Genomic DNA, 20,648 nt, shown 5'->3' on the forward strand with positions numbered 1-20,648 from the left:
GGCGCAACGGGTCGGGTGGATCGCGGCTTCCTCAGTAGCCGCCGACGCGACCGTTGCCCAGATAGCGCAGACCTGCCGCGGCCACCGAGTGCGCGTCCAACAGGTTCCGGGTGTCGGCGACGATCGCTCCGGGGGCCTGCTCGGCGATCAGCGACCAGTCCAGGTCGGCGAACTGCGGCCACTCGGTGAGCACCACGATGGCATCGGCGGACTTCGCGGCCCGATACGGGTCGTCCACGGCGGTGACACCGGCGTCGTGCAGTACGCGCGCGTCGATGGCCGGCAGCTGTGGGTCGTAACCGCACACCTGCGCGCCGCGCACGGCCAGATGTGCGCATACCGTCAGGGCCGGTGAATCCCGGGTGTCGCTGGTGGCGGCCTTGAACGTCAGATACGGCATCGCCGCGATGACGGTGTCGAATCCCTTGCGGGGCACCAGACGTCCCACCGAGACGATGCGTTGCGGGGTGCCGCGCGTCGCCACGGGCCCGCGGTCGCTGAACTCCTCGGGGTCCACGCCGCAGGGCACCACCGAGACCGACCCACACCGGCCCATGCGGGCGAGCTCGGAAACTTCGTCGGTACAGGTGGCCGCGACCCAGTCGGCGCCGCGGGCCACCCGGGTCTCCAACCGGACCCGCTCGTCCGGGCTGGTGTCGTCGCGACCTTGATGCCGACGTTTGACCACTCCGAGCGCATGGAACGTCTGCACCGTCGGGATGGCGTGCCGCCGCGCGGCGGCCAGGGTCGCCAGACCCGACATCCAGAAGTGCGCGTGCGCCACGTCGGGCCGCCAGTGCCGCCACTGCTCGGCGAGGAACACACTGAATGAGTCCATGTATTGCAGCAGTTCGTCTTTGGGCAATGGCTCAGGTGGACCGGCCGGGACGTGTACCACCGCGTAGCCGTGTTCGGTGTCGACGCGCTCGAGCAGGTCGACGTCGTCTCGGCGGGTGTAGACGACCACCTCGTGGCCGGCCGCGGCCAGCGCCGCCGACAACTCCGCCACGGCGACGTTCTGGCCGCCGGCGTCCACCCCACCCAGGTGGGCCAGCGGGCTCGCATGCTCGGAGACCATCGCGACCTTGAGCCGCCGGTACGTCGAACTCATCGGCACACCTCCTCGAGTAGGTCGTCCCAATCGCCGAGGAATCGCTGCAGCCCGTGACGGGTCAGCACGAACTCTCGCGCTGCCTTTCCCGCGATCTGTGCGGCTGCGGGGTCTTCGACGAATCGTTCGAGGGCTGCGCCCAACTCGGCGATGTCCGCGCTGACGACACCGGCTTCCGGCGGCACCACCAGCGGAGCCATCGTCGACGCCACCGCCACGACAGGCATCCCGGCGCACATCGCCTCCAGCAGCGACAGGCCCAGCGACGTCCAGCGGGCCGTGTGCAGGTAGACGCTTCGGCGCGTGACCTCGTCGAGTACCGCCGCACCGGGCACATCCCCATGTCCGTGGACCCGGTCACCGAATCCCTTGTCGGCATCGAGGCGTTCGGTGCCCATGCCCCACACGTCTATCGGGGTGTAGCGACTCAGCGGTGTCAACAGGTCGGCGCCCACGGTGCGCCACCGCCGCACCGGTTCGTTGACCATGCAGGCGGCCGCTGGGAGTTCGGGCCGGTGGCGCGTGCCGCGGTCGGGCACCCCGTGATCGATGACCCTGGTGGGGGCCGACCCGTTGTCCCACATCAGCGCGTTGAACGCGGTGACGTGCACCAGGGGGATGTCGCTACGGCCGGCCAGTGGGTGGACGCTGTCGACCGCATACGGGCGGGGCGCGTTGTGCTCGACGTAGACCATCGGCAGGTCCGATCCGAAACGGCCCAGATGTCTTCTGACCAAGTCGATCTCGTGCGGACGCTGCACGACGACCACGTCGATGTGCTCGGAGTGCAGTGCTTCGAGCGGGACTTCACGCGCGTTCGGCCAGTGCCGTCCGGCCAAGCCGCGGCCGTCCTCGTCACGAGCGTCATCAACCGGCAGGACGTACTCGTGCCGACCCGCCACGAACGACTCCGTCCACGAGCCGTGGACATGCCAGATCAGGATCGACCGACGCTCACCGGATGAGGGCATGCGGCGCGAAATACCCTTAAGAGAATTCGACAAACACTTCTCGGGTCAAATCCTCAAAGTCGGATATGTGCAGGCAGAGACAGGTTTTCGACGGCTCCGCCGGTGTCGTGTGTCAGGACGACACCCGTCGGCCGGACCACTGGACGGCCGACTGGTAGACGACTTCGGCGTCGGTGGCGATGCGCTCCCAGCAGTAGCGCGAGCGCACCCGCGCGCGGCCGGCCAGGCCCATTCCCTGGCGGAGAACGACCTGTCCCAGAAGTGAACGCATCGCCCGGCCCAACGCCTCGGTACCACCGGCAGGGACCAGCACGCCGGTCACATCGGTGACGATCGCGTCTCGGGCCCCGCCGGTGTCCGTGGCCACCACCGCCGCGCCGGCCGCCATCGCCTGCAACGCCAAGGTGGCGTGCGGATGATGCGCCGTCGGACAGACCACGACGTCGGCTGACCGCAGGTAGGCCGACAGGTCCGGCTCGGCAGCCGAATTGATGACGCGGATACGGCTGCAGATGCCGAGACGTTCCGCGAGTCCGTGGAGTCGCCGCAGGTCGTCGGGAGCGGCTTCGCTCATGCTGATCATGACCAGCTCGGCCGCCGGCAGTGACGGCAGAGTCGTGATGACGCGCTCGGCACCGCTGTGACTCGAGAAGTCCTCTGTCAGTGAGACGACCCGTTGACGGCCACCGGTCGGGGCGGACGGGGTGTCGAGCAGGCCGGTCTCGTCGATGTCGACACCCGGGGAGAGCACCGAGGCGCGCGGCCGCGGGCACCCCCAGCGGATCACCTCGAGCAGGTCGTCGGTGCAGGCGGTGGTCACCATGGTGGCACTCTTGGCCAGGAGACTCTCGACATTCCTGCGGCTGTCGACGGCCCCGGCGGGCCCGGACGCAGCCGCGCCGTCGGACAGTCCGTGGAAGCTCTGCACGGTGGGTGTGTGTGTCCGACGCGCTGCGAGCTGCCCGGCCAGCCCGTAGGACCACCCGTGGCAGTGCACGACGTCGGGTGCCGCATCGTTCCACCGGTCTGCCAGGAACCGACCGATCTCCGCGATCGCCGGGCCCACCTCGGGGTGTTGTGCTGACGGGACAGCTGAATCCGTGGGTACCGTGATCACGTCGACACCGCTGGTGCTCGACGGGTCGGACGACGACGCGCTGACGACCTCGACGTCGTGTCCCCGGTCCACCAGGGAAGCCGCCAACCTGGAAAGGTCGAAGCGGCTGTCGGACACGTCACCCACGAGAGCCAGTTTCATTGCACCCTTTCCATACCGATCGTCATGTGCTGTCGGGTTGTTGGGAGTCCAGAAGTCCTGTGCGCCAAACCGGTCAGACCACACACTTCGTTTTGGGGACTGTGTCGTTCGTTTTCCGGATCAACCGGGGCGGTCGCGCCCGGGTAGGACCGCGGATATGCGGGTAGGTTGGTGGCGTGGAGGCCCTGTCGAAGGTCGCCGCCGGACTGCCCGCGGATCTCCCCTTCGCGGTGTTGATGGCGCTGCACCTACCCTCCACGGGTACCAGTGTCCTGGCCCAGATCCTCGATCGACGCGGCCCACTTCGGGCTGTCGCAGCCGAGGACGGCACCGTTCTGGAACCGGGTCGCATCTACGTCGCGGTACCGGGCCGTCATCTCCTGACCCAGGACCATCGGATCGTGCTGTCGCAGGGCCCGACAGAAAACGGGCACCGGCCGGCTCTCAACGCGATGTTCCGTTCGGTTGCCGTCGCATTCGGGTCCCACGCGATCGGCGTGCTGTTATCGGGGGTGCTCGACGACGGCGTGCTCGGACTGGCGGCGATCCGCTCCAGGGGCGGTGTCACGGTGTGTCAAACGCCTTCGGACGCAGCGTTTCCGGCAATGCCCAGCCACGCGCTGCAGGCAGGGGTGGTCGATCACACCGCCACCGCCCAGGAGATGGGCGCTCTCGTCGCAGCGTTATGTACACGCGACCTGCAACCGGAAAGCCATCCGCCGGACCTGTACATGGAGCTCGAGAACCGGATCGCGATGGCCGACCAGCTCACCGCCGGTATCGCTGCCGAAAACCTCGGGCCCGCTGCGGGTTTCACCTGCCCCGACTGCAACGGGTCGCTGCACGAGGTCGGCGACGGTCGCTACCGCTGCCAGGTGGGCCACGCGTGGAGCGCGGACGCACTGCTCTCGGCGTGCGACGGTGAGGTGCAGCGGGCGTTGTGGCTGGCGGTCCGGAGTCTGCACGAGAAGTCGCGGCTGGCCCATCTGCTGGCCGAAAAGGCGGTCTCCGCCGCAGTGCGGGACCGCTACATCGCTCTGGCCGAAGAATCCGACAAAGCTGCTGCCGTACTGAGGGAAAGGCTAGCTGTGTCCGAAACTCCAACCTCTCCCGGCGATGCCTGACGGCGGAGCCGTCAGCGTACGGACGCGACAGGAGCCTGACCGGATCCTGTTGCAGATCAGCGGAACGCTGGACAGTTCCACCTACCGCCACGTCCGCGACAGTGTGATCAAGGCCGCGCTGGAGGAGCCGGACGTCGTGATGGTCGACGTCAGTGATCTCTCCGCGCCCAGCACGTCGGCATGGACCGTCTTCGCCAGCGCCCGCTGGCACGTCAGTACCTGGCCCGATGTGCCGATCGTGCTGATCTGCCGGGACGCCGACAGACGGGCGTCGATCGCCCGCAGCACGATCGGCCGGTACGTCCCGGTCTACGAGGCTCTGCCGCCGGGACCGGAGATCGCGGTCGCCCGGGACGGACTCCGGCGGCGGGCGCGCGCGGATCTGCCACCGGACTTCGCGAGCCTGCGGGCGGCCCGGTGCCTGATCGCCGAGTGGCTGACGACGTGGGACCGCCGAGAGATGATCCTGACCGCATCGACGGTGGCGACGATTCTCGTCGAGAACGTGCTCGAGCACACGAGCAGTGATCCGTCGCTGATCGTCGAGACCAAAGGCGACACCGTCACCGTCGCGGTGAGCGACCGCAATCATCTTGCGGCGGTGCGCCGGGAGGACCCGACGGCCGGCGCCCACACCGTTTCCGGCCTGGCCATCGTCGCGGCGTTGAGCCGGACGTGGGGCAGCACCCCGAAGGCAGACGGGAAAACGGTGTGGGCGCTTCTAGGACCCGAGAATCACCTGTAGCGCAGGCGATTACCGCAGATCGAACCGGTCGTTGTTCATCACCTTCACCCAGGCAGCGACGAAGTCCTCGACGAACTTGCCCTTGCTGTCGTCCTGCGCGTAGATCTCGGCGATGTTGCGCAGCACCGAGTTCGAACCGAACACCAGGTCGTTGGCCGTCGCCGTCCACCGCAGTTCGCCGGTGGCGCGGTCACGACCCTCGTAGACGTTCTCCTGATTCTCCGACGGCTTCCACTCGGTCCGCATGTCGACGAGGTTGACGAAGAAGTCGTTGCTCAACGCGCCCGGGTTGTCGGTGAACACACCGTGCTTGCTGCCCCCGTGGTTGACGTTGAGCACCCGCAGACCACCCAGCAGCGCCGTCATCTCCGGAGCCGTCAGGTCGAGCAGGTACGCCCGCTCCACCAGCTGCTGCTCCAGCGGATTCTTGTCGCCGGGACGGAAGAAGTTGCGGAAGCCGTCCACCCGCGGTTCGAGCACCGCGAACGACTCGACGTCGGTGTCCTCCTGCGAGGCGTCGGTGCGCCCCGGAGCGAAGTGCACGTCGATCTCGTAACCCGCGTCGCGAGCAGCCTTTTCGACAGCCGCCGAGCCACCCAGCACGATGACGTCGGCCAGCGACACCTTCTTGCCGCCGGTGGCCGAGGCGTTGAAGTCCTGCTGGACGCGCTCGAGCACGGCCAAGGCCTTCTCGAGCTCGACGGGCTCGTTGGCTTCCCAGCTCTTCTGCGGCTCGAGCCGGACGCGTGCACCGTTGGCGCCACCGCGCTTGTCGGTGCCGCGGTAGCTGCCGGCCGACGCCCACGCGGTCTTGATCAGCTGCTGCACGGTCAGACCCGAGTCGAGCAGCTTGGCCTTCAACGACGCGATGTCGGCCTCGTCGATGAGCTCATGGTCGACCGGCGGCAACGGGTCCTGCCACAGCTGCGGCTCGGCGATCCACGGACCCAGGTAGCGGCTGATGGGCCCCATGTCGCGGTGCATCAACTTGTACCAGGCCTTGCGGAAGGCCTCGTCCATCTCCTCGGGATGGTCGAGCCACCGGCGGGTGATCTGGCCGTAGATCGGATCCTCACGCAGCGCCACGTCGGTCACCAGCATGGTGGGCTTGCGCGGCGGGCCGCCGAACGGATCCGGGATGGTGGCCTCGGCGTTCTTGGCCTCGAACTGCCACGCCCCGGCCGGGCTCTTCGTCAGCTCCCATTCGTTGCCGTACAGGTTCTCCAGGAAGGCGTTGCTCCACTGCGAGTTCGTGCCGGTCCAGGTCACGTCGAGACCGCTGGTGACGGTGTCGTTGCCGTTGCCGGTGCCGAACGGGCACTTCCAGCCCAGGCCCTGATCCTCGATCGGGGCGCCTTCGGGCTCGGGCCCGACGTTGACGTCGGCGGCACCGTGGGTCTTGCCCAGGGTGTGGCCTCCGACGATCAGAGCGGCGGTCTCCTCGTCGTTCATCGCCATGCGGCCGAAGGTTTCGCGGATGTCGTGGGCGGCGGCGAGCGGATCCGGCTTGCCTTCGGGGCCTTCGGGATTGACGTAGATCAGGCCCATCGTGGTCGCGCCGAACGGCTCGGCGAGCTTGCGCTCACTTTCGTTGGTGCCGTTGTAGCGCTTGTCGGTGCCCAGCCAGGTGTCCTCCTGGCCCCACAGCATCTCCTCGGGCTCCCAGATGTCCTCACGGCCGAACGCGAAGCCGGCCGTCTGGAAGCCGGACTGCTCGAGTGCGGCGTTGCCCGCGTAGGCGATCAGGTCGGCCCAGGAGATCTTGTTGCCGTACTTCTGCTTGATCGGCCACAGCAGACGACGAGCCTTGTCCAGGTTCGCGTTGTCGGGCCAGCTGTTCAGCGGGGCGAAGCGCTGCGCGCCCTGCCCGGCGCCACCGCGGCCGTCGAAGATGCGGTAGGTGCCGGCGGCGTGCCAGCTCATCCGGATGAACAGGCCGGCGTAGTTGCCGTAGTCGGCGGGCCACCAGTCCTGCGAGGTCTGGATGAGCTCGATGACGTCGCGCTTGAACGCCTCCAGATCGAGCTTGGCGAACTCCTCGGCGTAGTTGAAGTCCGCGCCGAGCGGATTGCCCTTCTCGTTCTGCTTGTGCAGCACCGAGACGTCGACCTGTTCGGGCCACCAGTCGCGGTTGGTCAACGGAGCGTGCGACTTCGGCTTCGGCGAGTCGATCGCCGGGTTCTCGCTCTCGCTGTTGCTGGCAGTCTTGGTGTCAGCGTGCGGGGGGCGAGCATCGGACGTATCAGATGACACTGTGTTCCCTTCCTGATCCATACATGATGGGGCTGTTGATCACGGCTGTGATCGGGACAAACGAGATGCCGTGCACTCGGGGCAGAAGCCCCAGTAGATGACCTCGGCTTCATCGACAGCGAAGCCGTGGTCGTCCGAGGCCGTCAGGCAGGGGGCATCGCCGACCGCGCAATCCACGTCGGCGATGACCCCACAGGACCGACACACCATGTGATGGTGGTTGTCGGCGACCCGGGTCTCATACCGGGCCACCGAACCTGCCGGTTGTATCCGTCGAACCAAACCCGTTGCGGCCAACGCGTTGAGGGCGTCGTACACCGTTTGACGGGAGATGTCGGGCTGCACGTCGCGTGCAGCCCGGATGATGAGCTCAGTGTCAGCGTGCGGATGCTGTTCGACCGCCTGCAGGACCGCCATCCTGGGGCGGGTGACGCGCAGGGCAGCCGAGCGCAACGCGTCCGCGTAGTTGGAATCTCCGGCCATCTTCTCGATCTTGGCCCCTTTTCTGGATGGGATCAAGTTTTTCTCGAAAATTGCTGGTATGTCGGTGTGCCGAGTCGGCAGGAGACGTTTTCACGCGACGCCCCCGGGTATGCCGCGGCCATGGCAGAAGCACAGTGGGCGCTGGTGACCGGAGCCTCCAGCGGGATCGGGCTGGAGCTGGCGCGTCTGTTCGCGCAGAACGGTTTCCATCTGGTCGTCGCGGCCGAGGACGATGATATCCACCGCCTGCCCGGACTGCTGTCCGAGTACGGCCGCGACGTCCAGGTGGTTCAGGTGGATCTGCGCACCGCGGTCGGTGTGGAGACGCTGTTCGGTCGTGCGACGGAGCACGGCCGACATCCCGCCGTCGCGGCGTTGAACGCGGGAGTGGGTCGCGGCGACATGTTCCTGCGGTCGGAGCTGCAGGACGATCTCGACATCGTCGACCTCAACGTGCGTTCGACGATGCACCTGGCCAAGCTCGTCCTGCGGGACATGGCCGACCGCCGCAACGGCAAGATCCTGTTCACGTCGTCGGTGGCCTCGATGATGCCGGGCTCGTATCAAACGGTGTACAACGCCTCGAAGTCGTTCGTGCAGTCCTTCGCCAAGGCGTTGCAGGACGAGTTGAGGCACGGCCCGATCACGGTGACGACACTGCTCCCCGGCCCCACCGACACCGACTTCTTCGCGCGGGCCAAGATGCTCAACACGCCGGTGGGCCGAATGAACAAGGACGATCCGGCCGACGTGGCCCGCCAGGGCTACGAAGCGCTCATGCGCGGCGACAAGCAGGTGGTGGCGGCCTCGACGAGTTCGAAGGTGATCGGAACGGTGTCGCGGGTGCTGCCCGATTCGGTCAAGGCCGCGGGCAGCCGCCTGATCTCGAGGCCGCTGGGACGCTGAGGATCCGTCAGGGCAGGGCGCCGAGGACCGGGCTCAGGGGGCCGGACGGAGCCTCAGGTGCAGCCGGGACCGCCGGTCCGGCAGCACCGGCGGGTTCGGGCACCGCGATGGGACCGAGAACCGGTGCGGGCCCGCTCAGATGCGCCTCGCCGATCTCGGCCGGCGCGGTCTGCGGCAGCGACCGGGGCGCCGACCACGTCTGCACCGGCGTCGTCTCGGCGGCAGGGACCGTTCCGGTGGCCTGAACCGCTTCGGTCACGGGAACGGACTCGGTGACCGGAACCGACTCGGTGACCGGAACCGACTCGGCGACGGGAACGGACTCGGCGACCGTGACGGACTCCGGTGCCGAAACCGGTTCGGCCACCGCCGATTCGGCGACAGTCACCGTTTCGGGCACGGTGGCCGCCTCGACCGGTGCCGCGTCCGCGGTGTCCGGCCCCGCGACGACGGGTGGCGGCGCGGGGACCGGCGCAGCTTCGGGAGGCGATTGCGGCTGCTCGGCGACCGTCTCGGCGGGAGCGGGTGACGGCGCAGTCGGAGACGTGGTCCCGACCAGGGCGTAGGCGACCAGCCCGGCGACGGCGACGGCGGCCACTCCCCCGGCGACCTGCACGGAACGTCGAGCCGCAGCCCCGTGCAGTGCGGTGCGGACGTCGTCGACGACGCGCGACCACCGACCGGCGAACCCGCCCGGTTCCGAAACGGGCACGAGCGCGGTCAGCTTCTTCAGCGGCGAGTCCGATTCGTCGGCGTGTCCGGCCCGCGCGGCGCCGTAGGCCATCGCGAGGTGGGGGGCGATGTGGCGCGCGGTCCGGTTGCGGCCTTCGCGGGCCTCGTCCTGGGTCAGGGTGTCGATGTCCTCGAAACCGTAGAGCCGCAACTTGGTGCGCAGCCGGACACCGTGCGGATGGCCCTCGGCCGACCACGTCAGGTGGACCCGGTCGATCGGGTGCGTCGTTTGCGCGGCGAAGGCCTGCACGCTCTGCGCGGCGGCCCGGGAGACCTCTTCGCCCGGGCCCACGGGCACCACCTCGTCGGCCAGGATGGTTCCGCTGACGGTGTCCAGAAGGACCCACACCGCACTCGTCGCGGTGAGTGACAAGCCCAGTACGTGCATAGCGACCCCTAGTCCACAGCCAGTGATGGCTACTTAATCGGTGCCCCTGAGACAGATGTTACGTACGTCACCTCATGTGGTCTCGCCGGCCTCGGATCCGTGGTCCTCGTGCACCGCGAACCCGACCTGATAGCTGGCTTCAGCTGCCCGCCTTCTCCAGCGTCTCGTTGAAGGTCTTGCTGGGCCGCATCACCGCGGTGGTCTTCTCCCGATCCGGGTAGTAGTAGCCGCCGATGTCGACGGCCTTGCCCTGCACCGCGTTGAGCTCGGCGACGATGGTCTCCTCGTTGTCGGCCAGCGACTTGGCCAACGGCGTGAAGTACTCGGACAGTTCGCTGTCCTCGGTCTGACCGGCGAGCTCCTGGGCCCAGTACAGGCTCAGGTAGAACTGGCTGCCGCGGTTGTCGAGCTCACCGGCCTTGCGGGACGGGCTCTTGTTGTTGTCGAGCAGCTTGCCGATCGCCGAATCCAGCGTCTTGCCCAGCAGCTCCGCCTTCTTGTTGCCGGACTTGCGTCCCATGTCCTCGAAGCTGGCGCCCAGCGCCAGGAACTCGCCGAGCGAATCCCACCGCAGGTGGTTCTCCTCGAGCAGCTGGTGGACGTGCTTGGGCGCCGAGCCCCCGGCGCCGGTCTCGTACATCCCGCCGCCTGCCATCAGCGGCACGATCGAGAGCATCTTGGCGCTGGTGCCCAGCTCCAGGATCGGGAACAGGTCGGTCAGGTAGTCGCGCAGGATGTTGCCGGTCACCGCGATGGTGTCCTGGCCGCGGATGACCCGCTCGAGGGTGTACCGCATCGCCCACACCTGCGGCAGGATCGTGATCTCCAGCCCGTCGGTGTCCTCTTCCCTGAGGTATTGCTTCACCTTCTTGCGCAGCTCGTTCTCGTGCGGGCGCTCGTCGTCGAGCCAGAACACCGCGGTCATACCCGACGCGCGGGCGCGGGTGACCGCGAGCTTGACCCAGTCCCGGATCGCGGCGTCCTTGACGATCGGCATGCGCCAGATGTCGCCCTCTTCGACGTTCTGGCTCAGCAGCACCTCGCCGCTGTCGATGTCGACGATGTCGGCCACCCCGGCCTCGAGGATCTCGAAGGTCTTGTCGTGACTGCCGTACTCCTCGGCCTTCATCGCCATCAGGCCCACGTTGGGGACCGTGCCCATGGTCGTGGGGTCGAACTGTCCGTGGGTCTTGCAGAAGTTGATGATCTCCTGGTAGATCCGCGAGAACGTGGACTCCGGGTTGACGGCCTTGGTGTCCTTGGTGCGTCCGTCGGCGCCGTACATCTTGCCGCCGAGGCGGATCATCGCCGGCATCGACGCGTCGACGATCACGTCGGACGGCGAGTGGAAGTTGGTGATGCCGCGCGCGGAGTCGACCATCGCGAGCTCCGGGCGGGTCTCGTGGCAGCGGTGGATGTCCTCGATGATCTCGTCGCGCTGCGAGGCGGGCAGCTTCTCGATCTTGTCGTAGAGGTCGCTCATGCCGTTGTTGACGTTGACGCCGAGCTCGTCGAACAGCTTCTGGTGCTTGGCGAACGCGTCCTTGTAGAACACCTTCACGGCGTGGCCGAACACGATCGGGTGGCTGACCTTCATCATGGTGGCCTTGACGTGGAGCGAGAACATCACGCCCGTCTCGTAGGCGTCCTGCATCTGCTCTTCGTAGAAGTCACACAGCGCCTTGCGGCTCATGAACATGCTGTCGATGACGTCGCCGTTCTCGAGCTTGACCTCGGGCTTGAGGACCAGGGTCTCACCGCTCTCGGTGGTGAGCACCATCTTGACCCGCCGGTCCTTGTCCAGCGTCATCGACTTCTCGCCGTGATAGAAGTCGCCGTGCTTCATCGTGGCCACATGCGTGCGGGAGGCCTGTGACCACTCGCCCATGCTGTGCGGATGCTTGCGCGCGTACTCTTTGACCGCCTTCGGTGCGCGACGGTCCGAGTTGCCCTGTCGTAGAACAGGGTTGACCGCACTGCCGAGGACCTTGGCGTAGCGCTCCTTGATTTCCTTCTCTTCGTCTGTCTTGGGGTCGCCGGGGTAGTCGGGAAGGTCGTAGCCCTTGGCGCGCAGCTCCTTGATGGCCGCCAGCAGCTGCGGTACCGAGGCACTGATGTTGGGCAGCTTGATGATGTTCGTCTCGGGCAGCTGGGTCAGCTCGCCGAGTTCGGCCAGGTTGTCGGGCACCTGCTGCTCGTCGGTGAGCCGGTCACTGAACTCGGCGAGGATGCGCGCGGCCACCGAGATGTCGGTGGACTTGACGTCGATACCGGCGGCAGAGGCGAAGGTGCGGACCACGGGAAGGAAGGCAAATGTCGCCAGCAGCGGCGCCTCGTCGGTCAGCGTGTAGATGATGGTCGGCTGCTCAGCGCTCATGTTCTGCTGTCTCCCGGCTTTGGTCTGCTGGTCTGGCGTCAGTTTCGAAGAGCTGTGACCCTTCTGGCGCAGACTACCGAACGTGGGATGGCCCACGGAGGGTCAGCCGGGGCATCGCCCCCGTCACGGTGCCGTCACAGTTGGGACAGCATTGATCGCGGAACGCGGTTCCGCGCTGGTGTGTCGATACATTCACCGCCATGAACCCTGCCTCGCCCCGTTTGCTGATGTACTGCGCTTCGGTCGCGGTGGCGGGATTGACGGTCGCGGGCTGCTCGTCGCCACCGGCGCCGGAGGCCCCGGCCCGCGCGGCCGACACCGGGGTGACGGGGACACCGGCGGACTGGACGGCCGCGGTGTGCCGGGACACCGCGGACACCGGGACAGCGACCCGCCACACCGTGGCGGGACAGTCGTGTGTGCCCGTCGACGGGGACGGCGTCGTGCACTTCGACCACTTCGAGTCCGCGTCGGCGATGGATTCGGTGTTGTCGTGGACGCCGTCGCCGCACGTCGCCACGACCGTGGTCGACGGTCGCCCGATGGCCATCTGGACACCGTCGGGCGAGGCCGAAGACCTCGCCCCGCTGGACCGCTTCGGATTCCAGGTCGTCTCCTACCGATCGGCGGCACTGCAGCGCCAAATCGAGGACCCGCCGGCGTCGCTGCCACCGGGACAGATCGTGGAACTGCCGCCCAACGAGGTCGGCTATGTGGTGGTGCAGACGACGTCTGGCGACATCCAGTGCATCGTCGAGAACGCGTTCGTCGGATGTCAGAGCGACGGTGCCGGTTGGCCGCAGCACGCCGACGGCAGCGGGCCCTATCACGGGGTGCGGATCAACGCCGACGGCACCGGTTCCTACGTCGACGGCAATCTCGGTGCCGCCGAGCCCACCACGCTGACCGGACCCGCTTATCGCGCGATGGGTTGGACGATCACGCCGACGCCGACCGGGCTGCGCTTCACCAACGACCGGACCGGACGCGGCGCGGTCGTCGGGACCGACCTCGTCCGGCCCTTCTGAGAGACGCGCCGAGTTACCGGTGGGGCGAAAGCCGCCACTGCTTCAAGGTCGACGTTTATGGTGCTCTGGTGGGCACCAAATTGTTAGCCAACGGCCGCGGCCGGTGGCTGGCCGTGGCGGTGTCTCTGGTCGCCTCGGCAGGCATGGTCTACGCGCAGACCGCGGTGCCGGCGCGGGTTCCCGAACCGGTGACCGCACCGTCCCCGGCCCCGGTGGCTGCCCCTCCGGGCGCGCCCGCCGTTCCTGTCCCGACTGAGGCCGAACTGCTGGCCGCGAGCGCGCCCGTCGACGCACGGGTGTTCGACTTCGCGTTGCCCGCCGGCGTGACACCCGAGGGTGGATTGCAGGTCAAGACCATCTGGGCCGCACGTGCCATCAGCATGATGTTTCCTGAGATCAAGACGATCGGTGGGTACCGGCAGGACCCCTTGAAGTGGCACCCCAACGGCCTGGCGATCGACGTGATGATCCCGAACCACAACAGCGACGAGGGCATCGAGTTGGGCAACCAGATCGCCGGGTTCGCGCTGGCCAACGCGAAGCGGTGGGGCGTGCTGCACGTAATCTGGCGTCAGGGCTTCTACCCCGGCATCGGCGCCCCGAGCTGGACCGCCGACTACGGCTCGGAGACCCTCAACCACTTCGACCACGTGCATATCGCCACCGACGGCGGCGGTTACCCCACCGGCGACGAGACCTACTTCATCGCATCGATGCAGCGGTAACCGTCACACCGCCACGGTGGCCGGACCGCACGTCAGCATCTCGACCGTGCCGCACAGCAGCGCGGTGCCGGTGTCGCCCGGGGCGTCGGGAGTGAACACTGTCGGCGGCGGGGCGGGCGGCCACAGCGGGAAGATGCTCGCTCCCGTCACCCCGGTCAACCGCGCGACGATCTGCGCGACGATGTTGGTCGCCACGTAGAGCACGTCGGTGAGCAGACGCACCGGCGCGATCGCCACCTCGGCGATCAGACTGACCAGGAAGATCTCCATGTCGGCGATCGCCTGCAGGCCTGAGGTCAGGGAGACCGAGAGGTTCTGCACGTAGTACGGGATGAACCCGGCGATCGTGCGGGCGCCCAACGCGATCTGCGTGCCGATGTCGGGATAGCCGTACTTGTCGATCGCGTCGATCAGCGCCTCGTTGAGCGCGGCGTCGGGGTCGGGACCGACCGGGACCACTGTGCCGCCCTTGCCGAGCATCGACGATCCGTCGAAGCCGTCCGGGCTGTCCAGACCGAACAGCGACAGCACCGTCGGGGTGACGTCGACGATTTCGTACTGCAGGTTCATCGCCCCGCTGGTGAACGCCGGATGGTTGTAGGCGACGACGAAAGTCGATGTCTCGTCCGGTGATTGGAAGCCGTGGCCGAGACCTTTCTGCGGCTGGTGGCCGTGATCGGTGACCATCAGAATGGTCCAGGGTTCCGGGGAGGCGGCGATCTGCGCGAGGATCAGGCCGAGATTCTTGTCGAAGTTCTCCAGCGCGATCTCGTACTCTTCGCTCGCGCCGCCGTAGGTGTGGCCGTTCTCGTCGACACCGACGAAGTAGCTGAAGAGGAAGTTCGGGACCGCGAGATTGGCGCCGGCGATCTGCGCCACCGTGGCCTGCCCGACCGCGTCGTCGGTGGCCAGCCAGTCCGGGTCGTCGGGTTCCTGGTTGACGTTGATGACCAGGTCGGCGCCGAGCGTGCCGGTGTCGGCGATCGCGGAGATGACGTTCCAGTTGGCGATCGAGATCGTCTGGATGCTCGCGTCCTGCGTCTCGATCAACTCGAAGACGGTGGGGAACTTGTCGTAGGTCCACGGGGTGAAGACGTTGTTGATGACGCCGGTGCGCTCTCCCCACACGCCGGTCAGGATTGATGTCCACGAGGGGTTGGACACGGTGGTGTGGCCGACGATGCTCGCCGGCGCAGTGGTGCTGTCCCCGATCAGGCTCAGGAAGTGCGTCATGTCCGGGTTGGTCAGCACCCGCCTGAGGTTGACGCCGTCGACGCCGATCACCAGGACGTTCTCGGCGATCGCCTGCGCATTGACCTGACCCGCAACGTCGTTTGCCGCCCGCAGCGCCGCGTTGCGCTCCAACTCGTCGCGCACCGCGCCCATGGCTGCCACCATCACCGGGGCCTGCAACGGCGTGCCTCGGCCCGGGCCTGCCGTGGGACTCAGCAGCGCGGAGACGAAGCTGCTCGCGAGCGTGGCGCGCTCCCGCGTCGGCGCGGACTTCGGAGCGCGTCGCTGCGGCGCGATCGTCGTCGTCCGGGTGGGCGGCGGTGCGACCGTGACCGGGTCGGTGACCTCCTGCTCGGGCGCAACGGCTGAGTGTGCGGCGGGTTCGACCGGGGCACTCGGCGGGTCGTCCCGCACTTCCGCGGCGGGTCGCTCCTGGGCCGGCTCGTCCGCGTCCGCGTCCGCGACGGCGGCGGTGCGGCTCTGCGCCCGCGTGATGACGGCGTCCTCGCCGGCCTCGTCGGTGTCACCCGCCGAGCGTTGCTGCTCGCGGGTCGACGTGGTGCGCTCCTCGGTGCGGCTCTCTCGCCGTTCGCTACGACGGTCGGTGGTGTCGCTGCTGCTCGTGCGCTCGCGGGCGGCCGAGGTATCGCGTTGCTGCGACGAATCCGACGTCGCCGAACCGGTATCGGAGGAACCGGTGTCGGCAAACGCGACCGACGGCACACTGCCGAGCGCGACCCCGACCCCGAGGGTCACCGCGAGGGCTCCGATCCGACCGATGTACTTGGCGTGATCCATGGCTCCCCCTCGGCGGGCGCGGGCGCGAACAGACGCGGCCTGGCGGCGATGACAAGTGTGTGCTGACGCGTAAATTACGCGGTCTGCGACCTCGACACGCCCAGTTCCGCCAGGTTGGCAGCGCCCGTCACTTTTCGTTACCAAACGCCTCACCCATCGTTATGGAGAAACGCGGCGACGTTGCCGCCGCGTTCGCCGCCGGTGCCCCACCATGGCTGCAAACCGTGTGTGTATTGGGAGGACGACATGCGCCAGCCGGAGGCCGTTCTGGGGGCTGCGATGATCTGCGTGCTGGTGGCAGGTTGCGGCAGTTCGATCGGCAACGCGGAGTCGATCACGCCGACCCGAACCGTGATCCCCCGCCCCCTGGTGGAGCGGGAACTGCCCGAATTGTTGCTCAGTGCAACCGAAATCGACAGCGAGATGGGAACGACGGGTATGGCGCCGACCGGGTCGGCGACCACACTGGCCGACACCAGCGCCTCCATGGCGCCGCGCGAATGCCTGGCCGTCGATGCGGCCGCCGAAGCGCTCGTGTACGCCGACAGCGGGTACCGCGCCTCCCTGGACGAGAGCTTCAACAACGGCGACGATTTCACGCACTACCTCAAGCAGGCGGTGGTGCTCTTCCCGCTCGTGGAGCAGGCTCAAGCGTTCTTCGACGCCTCAGCGCAGCAGTGGCCCGCCTGCCGGCACTACACCCATCTGCAGAGCGGCACGGAGTGGACGCCCGGTCCGATCTCGAACGCCGACGGCATGCTCAGCGTCGTGGCGATGCAACAGGACGCTCGCGCCGGCGGCTGGGGTTGCGGTCGTGCGTTGGCGGTGCGCAACAACGTCATCGTCGATGTCAACACGTGCGCGGCCGCCCCAGGTGACACGGCGGTGCGCATCGCGCGACGGATCGCCGACAACGTATCCGCGCAGTGGTAGGGCGGCATTAGTACATCAAAAGATGTACTATCGGGCGAGTGAGCACCCTCGTCGAACAGGATGCGCTGGCCCGTTTCGGGCACGCGCTGTCGGACTCCACGCGCACCACGATTCTCCTGACGCTCCGAAGTGGACCCGCGTACCCGGCCGACCTGGCCGAGCGCATCGGCATCTCCCGCCAACTCTTGTCGAATCACCTTGCCTGTCTTCGTGGTTGCGGGCTGGTCGTGGCGGTGCCCGAGGGTCGACGGATGCGCTACGAACTTGCCGACACCCGCATCGGGCGGGCGCTGGACGACCTCGTCGGGCTCGTCCTGGAGGTCGATCCGGCCTGCTGCACCCCGGACGGTTGCTGCTGATGTCGGCGCCGTCACCGACTCGCCGCGCGGTCCTGACGGCGCGGATCCGGTGGTTCGTCGCCGCCACCATCACCTACAACGTCATCGAAGCCGTCGTCGCCCTGTCCGAGGGTGCCCGGGTGTCGTCGTCGGCGCTAATCGGGTTCGGACTGGATTCGGTCATCGAGGTGTCCTCGGCGGCGGCGGTGGCGTGGCAGTTCTCCGCCGCCGACCCGGAGCGACGCGAGAAGACCGCACTGCGCATCATCGCCTTCGCCTTCTTCGCGTTGGCGGCCTATGTGGCCGTGGATGCGCTGCGGTCGCTGTTCGGCATGGGCGACGACGCGGGGCACTCCCCGATCGGTATCGGCCTGGCCGCGCTGAGCCTGCTGATCATGCCGGTGCTGTCCTGGGCGCAGCGTCGTGCCGGACGGGAGTTGGGATCGCTTTCGGCAGTGGCCGATTCGAAGCAGACGCTGCTGTGCACCTACCTGTCGGCTGTGTTGCTGGTCGGCTTGGTGCTGAACAGCCTGCTCGGGTGGTCGTGGGCCGACCCAATGGCCGCGCTGGTGATTGCGGGCATCGCGGTCCGGGAAGGCCTCGAGGCGTGGCGTGGGGACAGCTGTTGCGCTACACCGTGCACGTGAATCGGTGTGATCGCTCGGTCGATTCGTCGGGAAAGTCCGCGCACCGCGCGAACAGGTTGACGTTGATCAGGGCGAAGAACCCGTTGATCAGCCGGTCGAACACCGACGGCGTCGGTGTCTGCGCGGGCAGGACGTAGCCGCGCGCCGGCCCCTCGTCGGTCGGGATGTCGAGCACCACTGCGCCCGGCGCACCCGGATCCCCATAGATTCCGGTGCGGGTCTGCGAGTCATAGACGCGACCTGCATACATATCGGTGAGCCAACCTTCGGTGAGCACGTGCACAGCTTCGACGTTGTGTGCCTTCGACGCGCCGAAGAACAGCGACACGATCAGCTGCGGAATGCCGAACAAGGTCGAGCTGCGGAAGGCATCGGAGTGCGCGCCGCCGACCAGTTGGACGCCGTTGAACTGCCCTGGACGCTTCTCGCTGAACACCGCGTTGGCGCTGCCCTGTGAATTCAGCATGTTCGGTTCGGCCGCGATGTTCAGCACCGGGATTTCGTCAGACAGGACCTCGAGGGCATTCCTCAGCGCCCCTCCGGTCCGCGCCCCGCCGAGTGCGGACACCTCGTAGAGAAGCACACCCACCATGTCGGATCTTTCACCCGCCGAGGCGGACTGCCAGTAGTAGCGGGCCGCAGCCACCGCCAGTGAGGCCCCGGCCGACTGCCCGGTGAACACGAACTTCTCCGGCAGGGTGCCGTCGTAACCCGCCGCTCGCGCGCTGGCCAGCAGCGCAGCACGGTCGCCTGCGAACAGTTGCGCCACCGCCAGCTGCATCGGTTCCCCGCTGGCCGCGCAGGCGTCGCACGCGAAGATGTTGCTGGTGATCGACGGAGCCACGACGATCGCGTTGTTGCGCTCGGCGAGCTCGCGCAGCGTGACGTTGTAGAACCCGGCGCGGGCGGGGAAACCGTGCTGGAAGTAGATGAACTTCTCGGGTTCCCGCTCGGTCGGGTAGTACCAGTCCGCGTCGGCGGTGTACCCGTCTCCGCAGTCGATCTCCAGGCGGGATCGCCCGGCGGTCACGGTGCTGCCCGGCGGAACCGACGGCGGAAAGTCGACGAGACGCGTGGTCAGGTCGAACGAGCCGACGACGTTGAGCAGTGTCGGTCGCGGCCTCGGCGCCGACACGTCCGCCGTCATGGCGAATTGCGCTGTCGTCGGAACGCTCACCTCCGTGTCGGCCGTGTCGGCCGGGTCGGGCGCGGTGACGGTGAGTTCGTCGCGTGCCGTCCTCGCGGCTTCTGCCCGCTCCCGGTTGCGCGCGCGGGATTCCGACACGTCGGCGGGGTCAGCCGCCGGGGTAGCCGACACTTCTGCCGAGATGGGTGCCGAGGCCTCCTCGGCCTCCTTCACATCGCCTGTTTCGTCGTCCGTGTCGTCCTCGGCGGGTTCGTTCGCTGTGAATACCGAGCGAATTCGGGTCTCGACGAGATCGTCGGTTTCGCCGACGGGTTCGTCCCGTTGGGCGACGTCTCTGGTCGATCTTCGCGTTCCGCGATCTTCACGCGCGCTGGGTCTTTGAGCCTCAGATGTGGCGTCCTGACGCGATGCGGGCGCCTGCGAAGATGTCGCACTGTCGGTCCCGGAGTCCTCCGCGAATGCCGGAGCGGCACCTGTGAGCACGCCGACCGACATCCCGGTAGCCAGGACGCCTGCGCTGACCCATCCGACAACTCGACCGTCCATGCCGTCCCCCGTTCGCCGGTACAGCAAACTGTAGACCCTCGCCTCGAAGATTCGAAGGACTTCGGCCGGATCCTGATCGACACTGACAGTAGGCGATAGCGACGTCATCGCTCGGTGCGCAGCGTTCCAGCACCGTCAGTTTCAGCTACTCCCGCCGAACTGCGTGGGTGGGCGGATCGTGTCGGCCCTCGTCGCCGGTAACTAGGCTGGTTCCGTGGCTGAGTCGATGGCAACGAAGCGCAGCGCCGATGCGGTGGCGAAGTTCCTTGCCGCCCAGAGGTATACGCGTGCGGAGATCTTCGCCGACCCTTCTCCGGTACCTGCCGAGGCCGGCGCGCACGGTTGGTGGTTCCGGGAGATTCCGGCAGACATCGACGTGTCCGGCTGTGAGCAGCGCGACGGGTGGACGCTGCTCTACGTCGGTATCAGCCCGAGCCCGCCGCGGGAGGACGGAAAGCCACAGAAGCCGGGCGATCTGCACAAGCGCATCCGGTATCACTTCGGCGCCGGCCGCGCGAGTGCCGACGGCTCGACTCTGCGCAAGTCACTCGGCGTCCTGCTTGGCCCGCAGCTCGGGTTCGCGTTGCGCCGCGTCGGATCAGGTAAGCGTCAGAGCTTCGCCGGCGGCGAAGCCGTCCTGACGCATTGGATGGCCGACAACGCTGCGGTGTCGTGGGTGCTGCACCCTGAGCCATGGCATCTGGAAGCCAAGCTGTTGCAGGCACTGAATCTGCCGCTGAACTTCCAGGGCAACGACCGCAACGCGTTCGCCCCGACACTGAAGAAGTTGCGGCGCGACGCCGCGGCGAAGGCCGCCAAGATGCGCGTGCTGGCGGAGTGGTCCGGATGAGCTATTTGCGCGAAGGTTAATTTCGTCCTACCGTTGCTGCGGATCGAGAAGCAAC

The 20,648-nt window shown here is 67.5% G+C and carries 18 protein-coding genes; 9 read left to right on the plus strand and 9 right to left on the minus strand.

The window, feature by feature from the left end; genetic code table 11:
• Nucleotides 1–31 precede the first annotated feature (31 nt).
• From ACAG25_RS13590 to ACAG25_RS13600, 3 genes are all read right to left on the minus strand, one after another.
• The gene (locus ACAG25_RS13590) at nt 32–1,111 is read right to left on the minus strand and encodes a glycosyltransferase (protein WP_370488973.1); all 1,080 of its coding nucleotides are present in this window, start codon (nt 1,109–1,111) and stop codon (nt 32–34) included.
• A complete protein-coding gene (locus tag ACAG25_RS13595) occupies nt 1,108–2,082 on the minus strand; it encodes a glycosyltransferase (protein ID WP_370488974.1) in 975 nt (324 codons plus the stop codon). The genes ACAG25_RS13590 and ACAG25_RS13595 overlap by 4 nt, the downstream gene beginning before the upstream one ends.
• Nucleotides 2,083–2,194: 112 nt before the next feature.
• Nucleotides 2,195–3,325 (minus strand): glycosyltransferase family 4 protein, encoded by a 1,131-nt coding sequence (locus ACAG25_RS13600; RefSeq protein ID WP_370488975.1) that lies wholly within the window; start codon nt 3,323–3,325, stop codon nt 2,195–2,197.
• A 191-nt stretch (nt 3,326–3,516) separates the two neighbouring features.
• Between ACAG25_RS13600 and ACAG25_RS13605 the strand changes: the two genes are divergently transcribed.
• Both ACAG25_RS13605 and ACAG25_RS13610 read left to right on the plus strand, forming a co-directional pair.
• Entirely contained in the window at nt 3,517–4,464 is a 948-nt protein-coding gene (locus tag ACAG25_RS13605; RefSeq protein WP_370488976.1) for a chemotaxis protein CheB, read from the plus strand.
• Entirely contained in the window at nt 4,457–5,209 is a 753-nt protein-coding gene (locus ACAG25_RS13610; protein ID WP_370488977.1) for an STAS domain-containing protein, read from the plus strand. The genes ACAG25_RS13605 and ACAG25_RS13610 overlap by 8 nt, the downstream gene beginning before the upstream one ends.
• A 9-nt stretch (nt 5,210–5,218) precedes the next feature.
• Here ACAG25_RS13610 and katG read toward each other — a convergent pair whose 3' ends face one another.
• Complete coding sequence (gene katG, locus ACAG25_RS13615) at nt 5,219–7,462, minus strand: catalase/peroxidase HPI (protein ID WP_370488978.1); 2,244 nt, start codon at nt 7,460–7,462, stop codon at nt 5,219–5,221.
• 39 nt (nt 7,463–7,501) lie between these two features.
• Complete coding sequence (locus ACAG25_RS13620; RefSeq protein WP_370488979.1) at nt 7,502–7,945, minus strand: Fur family transcriptional regulator; 444 nt, start codon at nt 7,943–7,945, stop codon at nt 7,502–7,504.
• A gap of 120 nt (nt 7,946–8,065) precedes the next feature.
• On the opposite strand from ACAG25_RS13620, the gene ACAG25_RS13625 reads away from it, so the two are divergent.
• Nucleotides 8,066–8,851 carry an SDR family NAD(P)-dependent oxidoreductase gene (locus ACAG25_RS13625; RefSeq protein ID WP_370488980.1) on the plus strand — a complete coding sequence of 262 codons (786 nt, stop codon included), beginning with the start codon at nt 8,066–8,068 and terminating at the stop codon, nt 8,849–8,851.
• A gap of 7 nt (nt 8,852–8,858) precedes the next feature.
• Here the strand turns inward: ACAG25_RS13625 and ACAG25_RS13630 are convergent, their stop codons facing one another.
• Together ACAG25_RS13630 and ACAG25_RS13635 are read right to left on the minus strand one after the other, a co-directional pair.
• A complete protein-coding gene (locus ACAG25_RS13630; protein WP_370488981.1) occupies nt 8,859–9,971 on the minus strand; it encodes a hypothetical protein in 1,113 nt (370 codons plus the stop codon).
• A gap of 139 nt (nt 9,972–10,110) precedes the next feature.
• Nucleotides 10,111–12,348 carry an NADP-dependent isocitrate dehydrogenase gene (locus tag ACAG25_RS13635; RefSeq protein ID WP_370488982.1) on the minus strand — a complete coding sequence of 746 codons (2,238 nt, stop codon included), beginning with the start codon at nt 12,346–12,348 and terminating at the stop codon, nt 10,111–10,113.
• A gap of 200 nt (nt 12,349–12,548) precedes the next feature.
• Here ACAG25_RS13635 and ACAG25_RS13640 point away from each other — a divergent pair, with 200 nt between their 5' ends.
• Nucleotides 12,549–13,376: a hypothetical protein gene (locus ACAG25_RS13640; RefSeq protein WP_370488983.1), complete on the plus strand. Its 828-nt coding sequence runs from the start codon at nt 12,549–12,551 to the stop codon at nt 13,374–13,376.
• A 68-nt stretch (nt 13,377–13,444) separates the two neighbouring features.
• Nucleotides 13,445–14,101, plus strand: coding sequence for a glycoside hydrolase (locus ACAG25_RS13645; RefSeq protein WP_370488984.1), 657 nt, complete (start codon nt 13,445–13,447; stop codon nt 14,099–14,101).
• A gap of 3 nt (nt 14,102–14,104) precedes the next feature.
• Here the strand turns inward: ACAG25_RS13645 and ACAG25_RS13650 are convergent, their stop codons facing one another.
• On the minus strand, nt 14,105–16,132 hold the full coding sequence (locus tag ACAG25_RS13650; protein ID WP_370488985.1) for an alkaline phosphatase family protein: 2,028 nt from the start codon (nt 16,130–16,132) through the stop codon (nt 14,105–14,107).
• 246 nt (nt 16,133–16,378) lie between these two features.
• Here ACAG25_RS13650 and ACAG25_RS13655 point away from each other — a divergent pair, with 246 nt between their 5' ends.
• The 3 genes from ACAG25_RS13655 to ACAG25_RS13665 are packed head-to-tail and all read left to right on the plus strand — an operon-like array spanning nt 16,379 to nt 18,050.
• Nucleotides 16,379–17,065, plus strand: coding sequence for a sensor domain-containing protein (locus tag ACAG25_RS13655; RefSeq protein WP_370488986.1), 687 nt, complete (start codon nt 16,379–16,381; stop codon nt 17,063–17,065).
• A gap of 38 nt (nt 17,066–17,103) precedes the next feature.
• Nucleotides 17,104–17,424, plus strand: a complete 321-nt coding sequence (locus ACAG25_RS13660; protein WP_370488987.1) for an ArsR/SmtB family transcription factor — start codon at nt 17,104–17,106, stop codon at nt 17,422–17,424.
• Complete coding sequence (locus ACAG25_RS13665) at nt 17,424–18,050, plus strand: cation transporter (RefSeq protein WP_370488988.1); 627 nt, start codon at nt 17,424–17,426, stop codon at nt 18,048–18,050. Before ACAG25_RS13660 ends, ACAG25_RS13665 begins: the two co-directional genes overlap by 1 nt.
• Here the strand turns inward: ACAG25_RS13665 and ACAG25_RS13670 are convergent.
• Entirely contained in the window at nt 18,034–19,410 is a 1,377-nt protein-coding gene (locus ACAG25_RS13670) for a hypothetical protein (RefSeq protein ID WP_370488989.1), read from the minus strand. The genes ACAG25_RS13665 and ACAG25_RS13670 overlap by 17 nt on opposite strands.
• A 547-nt stretch (nt 19,411–19,957) precedes the next feature.
• On the opposite strand from ACAG25_RS13670, the gene ACAG25_RS13675 reads away from it, so the two are divergent.
• The gene (locus ACAG25_RS13675; RefSeq protein ID WP_370488990.1) at nt 19,958–20,593 is read left to right on the plus strand and encodes a GIY-YIG nuclease family protein; all 636 of its coding nucleotides are present in this window, start codon (nt 19,958–19,960) and stop codon (nt 20,591–20,593) included.
• Nucleotides 20,594–20,648 lie beyond the last annotated feature (55 nt).

Origin of the sequence: Mycobacterium sp. pV006 (assembly GCF_041287115.1) — a bacterium.
GTDB lineage: Bacteria > Actinomycetota > Actinomycetes > Mycobacteriales > Mycobacteriaceae > Mycobacterium.